Here is a 614-nt window from a genome sequence, read left to right as displayed (position 1 = left end):
GCTTTTCAAAATACTCACTGAGGTCTTTCCCAATATACAACGTGTAGTGATGATTCCTGCTCACTGTGACACCTGATATGACCGCGCACTTTGTTGCGTCAATAAGCACACTAGCCCCCACAGTGCTCGCAGCTTGTTCAACGGCAAAAAACGGTGCAAAAACAGAATGGTTGGCACCATAATCATGATCAGGTAAATACCAAAGTCGATGGCCATTTTTCAAAACTTTGAGCATTGATTTCACGTCTTTTCGATCAATCATTTGATGCCCAAAACGAGTTCGGCCTCGATGTTGAATAAATTCATAAGCAGGGTTTGAGTTTGGACGGTAAACACCATAGCCTTTGGCAAATTGGCTGAAGATACGAGCGGTTATTTCCAAGTTCAAATGGTGACTACACACCACTAATACACCGCGACCGTTCTTTTCCTCTGTGAGCAGACGATCTTTGCCAACAATAGAAGTTATGCGATTAATTCGCCAGTCTGGCCAAAACCAAGCGATACCAGTTTCGATGAGCGCCATTCCCGTGTATTGAAAGTTTTTTCGTACCACATCCTTGCATTGCCAATCTGTGTAATCAGGAAAACATAGCTGAAGATTACGCAAAGCG

General features: G+C 43.5%; 1 protein-coding gene. It reads right to left on the bottom strand.

The window, feature by feature from the left end; translation table 11 throughout:
* The coding region (gene lpxL / locus R7093_RS26345; protein WP_318147165.1) for an LpxL/LpxP family Kdo(2)-lipid IV(A) lauroyl/palmitoleoyl acyltransferase at positions 1-614 on the bottom strand (614 nt) is incomplete at both ends.

Source organism: Vibrio sp. 1580 (genome assembly GCF_033340055.1).
The sequence above is the reverse complement of the archived record's forward strand: the minus strand, read 5'-3'. Positions and strand labels throughout refer to the sequence as shown.